Genomic DNA, 8,741 nt, shown 5'->3' with positions numbered 1-8,741 from the left:
CTCGGCCACGACGGCCTCGGCGGCGGCAGCGGCCTTGGGCGCGGCGCGCTTGCGGGCCGGGGCGCGCTTGCGCGGCGCGGTGGGCGCGCTTGCGCCGTCCTCGGCAGCGGCGGGGTTCAACGGGTTGTCAGCGTCTTGGGAATTCATGGCTGCGGAGGGGTGGTTTCGGCCGTTGCGATGGCCGGCGGGGGTTCGGTGGTGGCGCCGGCGGCCGGCGCATCAGGCGCAGCAGCGGCAACGGGCCCTTCGACGGGCTCTTCAACGGGCTCTTGGGCAGGCACTTGCGGCGACGCCTGGAGCAGCGGCAACTGCTGCGCCAGCGCGGCCTGCAGGGGGGACTCCAGCGCCTGCGGTAGCGCGCCGGGGGCCTCCAGCGGCGGCAGCCCGTCCAGGCCGCCCAAGCCCAGGTCGTCCAGGAACTGGCGCGTGGTGGCGTACAGGGCAGGCCGCCCCGGCGCCTCGCGGTGGCCTATGACTTCAATCCAGCCGCGCTCTTCGAGCTGGCGGATGACCTGCGTGCCCACGGTGACGCCGCGGATGTCCTCGATGTCGCCGCGCGTCACCGGTTGCCGGTAGGCAATGATGGCCAGCGTCTCCATCACCGCGCGCGAGTAGCGCGGCGGTTTCTCGGGCTGCAGCCGCGCGAGGTAGGGCTGCATTTCCGGGCGGCTCTGGAAACGCCAGCCTGAGGCCAGCGTGACCAGCTCGACACCGCGGCCTTGCCAGTCGCGGGCGATCTCGTCGAGCAGCGCGCGCAGCGTATCGGCGCCCAGCTGTTGGTCGAACAGCAGGCGCAACTCGCGCAGCGGCAGCGGCTGCTGCGCGCAGATCAAAGCGGTTTCAAGGACGCGCTTGGCATCCTGGGTGTTCATCAAGGTCTCGGGGTGCCGAAGGCGGCAGCGTCGGACATCACACGACGTTCAAGGGTCGAAGGGCGGGCCGCTCCATCAAGGAGCTGCCGGCGAAGGATTCGGACCTGGGGGCCGGACCCGGCTGCAGCGGTCTGGACCGGCGCTCGGGCGCGGGGCTTCAAGGATCAGGATCAGGCGGCTAGCGGCTGGAGGCACCAGGGAGTCGGGCTCAGGCCGCGCGCGAATCGAAACATTGTAACCCCGCAGCGCATGCCCTTTGCCACTGTCAAGGGCTGGGTGTTGCACTGGGGCGTCGCCCAGGGCAAATCCCGTGGCGTAGTGCTCAGTTTTGCAGGGCCTGCAGCGCCGCGGCCAAATCGGCCGGCGGCGGCTGCTCGAAAGCCAGCTCGCCGCCCAGCACCGGATGCTCCAGGCGCAGCCGCGCCGCATGCAGCGCCTGGCGCTGCATGCCCAGCAGCGGCGCGCCGCCATAGACCGCATCGGCCAGCAGCGGCAGCCCGCGCGAGGCCGCATGCACGCGGATCTGGTGCGTGCGCCCGCTGTGCAGCGTGCAGCGCAACGCGCAGGCGCCCTGCCCCGCGGCCAGCAGCTCGAAGTCGGTGCGCGCGGGCTTGCCGGAGGCCACGATGGCCATGCGCACGCGCGAGCGCGGGTCGCGCCCAATGGGCGCCTCCACGGTGAAGACGCTCTCGCGCGGCACGCCGTGCGCCAGCGCCAGGTATTGGCGGCCGACCTCGCGCGCGGCGATGGCGCGCACCAGCGCCGTCATGGCCGGCAGCGTCTTGGCCACCACCATGAGGCCGGAGGTGTCCTTGTCCAGCCGGTGCACGATGCCCGCGCGCGGCAGCCGCGCCGCGCCCGCGTGGTGCGCCAGCAGCGCGTTGAGCAGCGTGCCGGACCAGTTGCCCGCGGCCGGGTGCACCACCATGCCGGCGGGCTTGGAGAGGACAATCAGGTGCTCGTCCTCGAACACGATGGAAAGCGGCAGCGCCTCAGCCTTGAAGGCGCGGCTTTCCTCGGTGGGCACCAGCTCCATGCGGATGCGCTGGCCCAGCTTCATGCCGCGCGAGGCCGTGCGCGCCACTTGGCCGTCCAGCCACACGTGGCCGCGCTCTATGAGGCCCTGCAGGTGATTGCGCGAGAACTCGCCGGCCATGAGCACCAGCGCCTTGTCCAGGCGCAGGCCCTGCAGCGAGGCGTCCACCTCGCGCTCGCGCCACTCGTGCTGCTCTTCGTCGAGAGCCTCGTCCTCGGTCGCCGGGGCGGGCAAAGGGTCAACCATACAATTCGCGTTTCCTTGGACTGACGGCACACGCGCGCTGCGCGCGGCGGCCGCTGCATCAGATGAGCTTTTCTTCTTGGAGGCGCCGTTGGGCGCATGGGGCACCGGCCTGTGCGGCCATGCTGGCGGGCGCCCTGCTGGTGGCAGGCTGCGGCACCACGAAGGAGGATCCGCTGTCGACGACAGCGGTCGAAAAATTGTACGCAGACGCCAAGGACGACATGTCCACCGGCAGCTACGAGCGCGCCATCAAGACGCTGGAGCGCGTCGAAGGCCGCGCCGCCGGCACGCTGCTGTCGCAGCAGGCCACGCTGGACCTGGCCTACGCGCGCTACAAGACCGGCGAGCGCGCCGAGTCGCTGGCCACGCTGGACCGCTTCATCAAGCTCAACCCCTCCAGCCCCGCGCTGGACTACGCGCTGTACCTGCGCGGCGTCGTGAACTTCAACGACAACCTGGGCATCCTGGGCCGCTTCACCAACCAGGAGCTCTCCGAGCGCGACCAGCAGGCCTCACGCGACGCCTACCAGTCCTTCAAGCAGCTGGTGGACCAGTTCCCGCAGTCCAAGTACTCGGTCGAAGCCCGCACGCGCATGGACTACATCGTCAATGCGCTGGCCGCCTACGAAATCCACGTCGCGCGCTACTACTACCGGCGCGGCGCCTTCGTCGCGGCCGCCAACCGCGCGCAGCAGGCCATCAAGGACTACCCGCAGACGCCGGCCATCGAGGAAGCCCTCTTCATCATGGCCCAGAGCTACGACCGCCTGGAGCTGCCCCAACTGCGCGACGACGCCCAGCGCGTGCTCAAGCAGAACTATCCCGACAGCCGCTTCGTCACCGGCGCGCCCGCCGCGTCCAAGAAGCCCTGGTGGCAGGTGTGGTGAGCTGAAGGGAAGGCTTCGCGCCCTCACGAGAACCGGCCCGCGGGCCGGTTTTTTCTTGTCCGGCGCAGCTGCCAGGCCCGCGCTCAAGCCGCGCCGCGCTCCTGAGGCGCCTCGTCCGGCACGGACTCCGGCGCTCCCGCCGCGCCGCCGGGGCCCGCGCGCTCAGCCGCCAGCTCGCGCAGCCAGGCCAGCGCCTCGCCCTCTTCCTTGAGCCGCGCCATGGGCGGCAGCGCGCGGCGCAGCCGGGCGCCATAGCCCTTGAGCGCCAGGCGCGGGTCGCACACCACCAGCAGCCCGCGGTCGCGCTCGCTGCGTATCAGCCGCCCCGCGCCCTGCTTGAGCGACACGGCGGCCTCGGCCAGGAAGTACTCGTTGAAGGCGCTCTTGCCCCGGGCCTCGATCTGCGCCACGCGCGCTTCCACCAGCGGGTCGCCCGGCGGCGGAAAAGGCAGCTTGTCGATCAGCACGCACTGCAGCGCGTCGCCGGGCACGTCTATGCCCTCCCAGAAGCTGGCCGAGCCCACCAGCACGGAAGCAGGCTGGTCCAGGAACCGCTTCACGAGCTGCCGCTTGGGCAGCTCCCCTTGCACCAGCACCTCCATCGCCACGCCGGCCTCGGCCAGCGCCTCGCGCAGCGCGTTGGCCACGCCCTGCAGCGCGCGCAGCGTGGTGGTCAGCACGAAGGTGCGCCCGCCCAGGGCGCTGGCCAGGCGCGCGGCCAGCCGGCCCACAGCCGGCGCATGCGGCTCGCTGCCCGCGGCGGCAAAGCGCTCGGGAATCCACAGCCGCGCGTGGGCGGCGTAGTCGAAGGGGCTGTCCAGGCGCAGCACGCGCGCGTCCTCCAGCGCCGTGCTGCCGGTGAACCAGGAGAGCTTCGCGTCCGCCCCCAGCGTGGCCGACGTGAAGACCCAGGCCTTGCGGCCCAGCCCGCGCTGCTGCGTGAGCGCGCTGCGGATGTCCAGCGGCGACTCGACCAGCCGGGCTTGGGACGTCCCCAGGTCTATCCAGCGCACCTGGTCCGGCTCGCCGGGCACGGCGAAGCGCGCCGCGCGCTCGGCCAGCAACAACGCGCGCTGCGACAGCCGCATCAGGTCCGGGCCGCTGGCGGCCAGCGGCTCCAGCGCCTCCGCCGCCGCCTTGCAGGCCTTTTCCACGCTTTCCAATGCGCCCTGGAAGGCGGCGTCGCCGGCGCGGTCCGTCCAGGCCAGGCGCAGCGACATGCGGCCGCCCCCTTGCGCGCCGGCCGCGCGCAGCCGCAGCTCGCGCGCGGCGTTCTCGACGCGGTTGGCCAGCGCGTCCCAGTCGGCCAGGCCGCGCGCGGGCTGCGCGCCCTCCAGCCGCAGGTCGCGGGCGAAGTCGATGAGCTGCGCGCTGCCCAGCGTGGTGCCCAGGAACTGCACGCCGGCCTCCACGAGTTGGTGCGCCTCGTCGAACACCGCCACGTCCACCGTGGGCAGCAGCTCGGCCACGCCGCTGTCGCGCAGCGCCAGGTCGGCAAAGAACAGGTGGTGGTTGACCACCACCACGTCGGCGCCCACGGCCTCGCGCCGCGCCTTCATCACGTGGCAGCGCGTGAACTGCGGGCACTCGCCACCCAGGCAGTTGTCGCGCGTGGAGCTCACCAGCGGCAGCAGCGGCGAGCGCTCATCCAGCAGATCCAGCTCGGCCAGGTCGCCGCTGACGGTGGCCTGCGCCCACAGCTCGATGCGGGCCAGGGCGCGCTGGGTGCGGGCGTCGGCTTCGGCCTCGCGCGCGAGCGTGAGCCGGTGGCGGCAGAGGTAGCTGGCGCGACCTTTGAGCAGCGCCAGGCTCACCGGCTGGCCGAGCGCGGCACGCAGCCGCGGCAGGTCGCGCAGAAACAGCTGGTCCTGCAGGCTCTTGGTGGCCGTGCTCACCAGCGCCCGCGCGCCGGAAAGCAACAGCGGGACGAGGTACGCAAAGGTCTTGCCGATGCCCGTGCCGGCCTCGGCCACCAGCGCCTCGCGCTGCTCGATGGCCTGCGCGACGGCCAGCGCCATCTGCTGCTGGGCCGGGCGCTGGACGTAGGCGGGGTCGGCTTTCGCCAGCGCGCCTTCGGCGCTGAAGGCTTTTTCCACCGCCTGCGACAGCGCGCCGCCGGCGGCGTCGTGGGCGGCCGCGTCGGCGGGAGGGATGTCGGGGGGTGTGGCGGTCGGCATGAGGGCGCGCAGTGTAGGTGCGGGCGGCGGGGCCGCGCACGGCCTCGGCTCACGTCAGCGACGTATCCACCTCCCGGTGCTCCAGCTCCAGGAACTCCCTGGACTGCATCTCGTTGAGGCGCGACACCGTGCGCGGGAACTCGTGCGACAGCGGCCCTTCGGTGTAGAGCGCTTCCGGCGGCACGGCGGCCGAGAGGATGAACTTGCAGCGCCGGTCGTAGAGCACGTCCACCAGCCACGTGAAGCGCCGGGCCTCGCTGGCCTTGCGCACCGGCATGTGCGGCACGTCCGACAGCATCACGGTGTGGAAGCGGCTGGCGATTTCCAGGTAGTCGTTCTGCGAGCGCGGGCCGCCGCACAGCGTCTGGAAGTCGAACCACACCACGCCGCCGGCACGCCGGCGCGCTTGCAGCACGCGCTGCTCGATGTTGAGCACCGGGTCCTCTTCCTTGGCCTCGGCCAGATCCTCGAAGGCGGCGGCCATCTCGGCGTCGGCCTGCGGGCCCAGCGGGCAGTGGTAGAGCTTGACGTGCTCCAGCGTGCGCCGCCGGTAGTCCGTGCCCGCGTCCACGTTGAGCACCTCCATGTGGGCCTTGAGCAGCTCGATGGCGGGCAGGATGCGGTCGCGGTGCAGCCCGTTGGGGTACAGCCCGTCGGGGTGGAAGTTGGACGTGGTGACGATGGAGACGCGGTTGGCGAACAGCGCCTCCAGCAGCCGGTGCAGGATCATCGCGTCCGTCACGTCGGCCACGTGGAACTCGTCGAAGCAGATGAGCCGGTAGCGCCGCGCGATGCGCTTGCCCAGCTCGTCCAGCGGGTTGACGGTGCCCTTGAGCTCCTGGAGCTGCCGGTGCACCTCGCGCATGAACTCGTGGAAGTGCAGCCGCGTCTTGCGCTTGAGGGGCACGGACTGGAAGAAGCAGTCCATGAGGAAGCTCTTGCCCCGGCCCACGCCGCCGTACATGTAGACGCCGCGCGGGATGGGGGGGCGGCGGATCAGCTTGGCGATGGCGTTGCTGCGCCGCGCCTTGTAGGCGATCCACTCGTTCTCGCAGCGCTCCAGCGCCGCGATGGCGCGCAACTGCGCCTCGTCGGTCTTGAAGCCGCGCTCGGCCAGCGTCTGTTCGTAGAGGGCTCGGACAGCCACGGTGATGCCTCGATTCACTTCGGAAACTGAAAGGGGCCCCGCAGGGCCCCTTGTTCAGCGCAGGGCTCAGAAGTTGAGCGTGCGCTTGTCCACCGCCAGCGCGGCTTCCTTGGTCGCCTCGGACAGCGACGGGTGCGCGTGGCAGATGCGGGCGATGTCCTCGGCACTGGCCTTGAACTCCATGGCCACCACGGCCTCGGAGATCAGCTCGGAGGCCATGGGGCCCACGATGTGCACGCCCAGGATCTCGTCCGACGTCGCGTCGGCCAGGAACTTCACCATGCCGGTGGTGTCGCCCAAAGCGCGGGCGCGGCCGTTGGCCAGGAAGGGGAAGGTGCCGGCCTTGTAGGCGCGGCCCGCGGCCTTGAGCGCCTGCTCGGTCTGGCCCACCCAGGCGATTTCCGGGCTGGTGTAGATGACCCAGGGGATGGTGTCGAAGTTGACGTGGCCGTGCTGGCCGGCGATGCGCTCGGCCACCGCGACGCCCTCTTCCTCAGCCTTGTGCGCCAGCATGGGGCCGCGCACCACGTCGCCCACCGCCCACACGCCGGGCAGGTTGGTGCGGCACTCACCGTCCACCACGATGGCGCCGCGCTCGTCGAGCTGCAGGCCCACGGCTTCCGGGTTCAGGCCGATGGTGTTGGGCACGCGGCCGATGGACACGATCAGCTTGTCCACCACCAGCGACTTGGCGGAGCCCTTGGCGTCGGCGTAGGCGATGGCCACGCCCTCGCCTTCGGCCTTGACCTCGCTGATGTTCACGCCCATCTCGATCTTGAGGCCCTGCTTGGTGAAGGCCTTGTGCGCTTCCTTGGCGATCTGCTCGTCGGCGGCGCCCAGGAACGTGGGCAGGCCTTCGAGGATCGTCACGTCCGCACCCAGGCGGCGCCACACCGAGCCCATCTCCAGGCCGATCACGCCGGCGCCGATGATGCCCAGCTTCTGGGGCACGGCACCGATGCGCAGCGCACCGTCGTTGGAGAGGATCTTCTCCTCGTCGAACGGGGCGCCGGGCAGCGCGCGGGCGTTGGAGCCGGTGGCCAGGATCACGTGCTTGGCCGTGAGGGTCTCGGCCGTCTTGCCGGCGACGCTGATCTCGTAGCCGCCCTCGACGGCCTTGCCGAAGGCGCCGCGGCCGTGGAAGAAGGTGACCTTGTTCTTCTTGAACAGGTACAGGATGCCGTCGTTGTTCTGCTTCACGACGGTGTCCTTGCGGCCCACCATCTTGGCGACGTCCATCTTCAGGTTGTCCAGGCTGATGCCGTGGTCGCCGAAGTGCTTGGCCGCGTGCTCGAAGTGCTCGCTGGACTGCAGCAGGGCCTTGGAGGGAATGCAGCCGACGTTGGTGCAGGTGCCGCCCGGCGCGGGGCCGCCGGCGGCGTTCTTCCACTCGTCGATGCAGGCGGTGTTGAAGCCCAGTTGGGCCGCGCGAATGGCGGCGATGTAGCCGCCGGGGCCGCCGCCGATGACGACGACGTCGAAGTTCTTGCTCATGAGGTGTGCCGTGGTGCGCTGAAGGAACCTGCCGCGCAAGAAAAGGCTGCGCGGCGGGCCGGCGCGCCGCCGTCAAAGGGGACGGCGCGCCCGGGGGACGTCAGAGGGGACGCAGCTCGATCAGATGTCGAACAGCAGGCGCGCCGGGTCTTCCAGCGCTTCCTTCATCGTCACCAGGCCCAGCACCGCCTCGCGGCCGTCGATGATGCGGTGGTCGTAGCTCATGGCGAGGTAGTTGATGGGGCGCACCACCACCTGGCCGTTTTCCACCACGGCGCGGTCCTTGGTGGCGTGCACGCCCAGGATGGCCGACTGCGGCGGGTTGATGATGGGCGTGGACAGCATGGAGCCGAAGGTGCCGCCGTTGGAGATGGAGAAGGTGCCGCCGGTGAGCTCTTCCAGCGACAGCTTGCCGTCCTTGGCCTTCTTGCCGAACTCGGCGATGGTCTTCTCGATGTCGGCAAAGCTGAGCTGGTCGGCGTTGCGGATCACGGGCACCACCAGGCCGCGCGGCGAGCCCACCGCGATGCCGATGTCGAAGTAGCCGTGGTAGACGATGTCGTTGCCGTCCACCGAGGCGTTGAGCACGGGGTACTTCTTGAGCGCGGCCACGGCGGCCTTCACGAAGAAGCTCATGAAGCCCAGCTTGACGCCGTGTTCCTTCTCGAACTTGTCCTGGAACTTCTTGCGCATCTCCATGACCGGGGCCATGTTGACCTCGTTGAACGTGGTCAGGATGGCGTTGGTGGCCTGGGACTGCAGCAGGCGCTCGGCGACGCGGGCGCGCAGGCGGCTCATGGGCACGCGCTGCTCGGGGCGGTCGCCCAGGTTGGCGGCCACGGGGGCGGCCACGGGCGGCAGCGGCTTGGCCACGGCGGCGGC

The 8,741-nt window shown here is 70.9% G+C and carries 7 protein-coding genes; 1 reads left to right on the top strand and 6 read right to left on the bottom strand.

Going from position 1 to position 8,741, the window contains the following annotated elements:
- Positions 1-143: 143 nt before the first annotated feature.
- Both scpB and SM757_RS34190 read right to left on the bottom strand, forming a co-directional pair.
- On the bottom strand, positions 144-872 hold the full coding sequence (gene scpB / locus SM757_RS34195) for an SMC-Scp complex subunit ScpB (protein WP_084268002.1): 729 nt from the start codon (positions 870-872) through the stop codon (positions 144-146).
- Positions 873-1,194: 322 nt separating this feature from the next.
- Complete coding sequence (locus tag SM757_RS34190; protein ID WP_322468745.1) at positions 1,195-2,154, bottom strand: RluA family pseudouridine synthase; 960 nt, start codon at positions 2,152-2,154, stop codon at positions 1,195-1,197.
- Positions 2,155-2,273: 119 nt separating this feature from the next.
- Here SM757_RS34190 and SM757_RS34185 point away from each other — a divergent pair, with 119 nt between their 5' ends.
- Complete coding sequence (locus tag SM757_RS34185) at positions 2,274-3,041, top strand: outer membrane protein assembly factor BamD (protein WP_238455980.1); 768 nt, start codon at positions 2,274-2,276, stop codon at positions 3,039-3,041.
- Positions 3,042-3,124: 83 nt separating this feature from the next.
- Here the strand turns inward: SM757_RS34185 and SM757_RS34180 are convergent, their stop codons facing one another.
- The 4 genes from SM757_RS34180 to odhB all read right to left on the bottom strand — a co-directional run.
- Positions 3,125-5,218, bottom strand: a complete 2,094-nt coding sequence (locus SM757_RS34180) for an ATP-dependent DNA helicase (RefSeq protein ID WP_322468744.1) — start codon at positions 5,216-5,218, stop codon at positions 3,125-3,127.
- 49 nt (positions 5,219-5,267) lie between these two features.
- Entirely contained in the window at positions 5,268-6,365 is a 1,098-nt protein-coding gene (gene zapE / locus SM757_RS34175; RefSeq protein WP_066342480.1) for a cell division protein ZapE, read from the bottom strand.
- A 66-nt stretch (positions 6,366-6,431) separates the two neighbouring features.
- A complete protein-coding gene (gene lpdA / locus SM757_RS34170) occupies positions 6,432-7,859 on the bottom strand; it encodes a dihydrolipoyl dehydrogenase (protein ID WP_322468743.1) in 1,428 nt (475 codons plus the stop codon).
- 120 nt (positions 7,860-7,979) lie between these two features.
- A partial coding sequence (odhB, locus tag SM757_RS34165; RefSeq protein ID WP_322468742.1) for a 2-oxoglutarate dehydrogenase complex dihydrolipoyllysine-residue succinyltransferase occupies positions 7,980-8,741 on the bottom strand: 762 nt, incomplete at its 5' end.

It is taken from the genome of Azohydromonas lata (genome assembly GCF_034427735.1).
GTDB classification, from domain to species: domain Bacteria; phylum Pseudomonadota; class Gammaproteobacteria; order Burkholderiales; family Burkholderiaceae_C; genus Azohydromonas; species Azohydromonas lata.
The sequence above is the reverse complement of the archived record's forward strand: the minus strand, read 5'-3'. Positions and strand labels throughout refer to the sequence as shown.

Bases quoted from the DNA above. Each gene is read 5' to 3' on its own strand.
- scpB (WP_084268002.1), bottom strand. From the start codon at position 872: ATGAACACCCAGGATGCCAAGCGCGTCCTTGAAACCGCTTTGATCTGC.
- SM757_RS34190 (WP_322468745.1), bottom strand. From the start codon at position 2,154: ATGGTTGACCCTTTGCCCGCCCCGGCGACCGAGGACGAGGCTCTCGAC.
- SM757_RS34180 (WP_322468744.1), bottom strand. From the start codon at position 5,218: ATGCCGACCGCCACACCCCCCGACATCCCTCCCGCCGACGCGGCCGCC.
- lpdA (WP_322468743.1), bottom strand. From the start codon at position 7,859: ATGAGCAAGAACTTCGACGTCGTCGTCATCGGCGGCGGCCCCGGCGGC.
- SM757_RS34185 (WP_238455980.1), top strand. From the start codon at position 2,274: ATGCTGGCGGGCGCCCTGCTGGTGGCAGGCTGCGGCACCACGAAGGAG.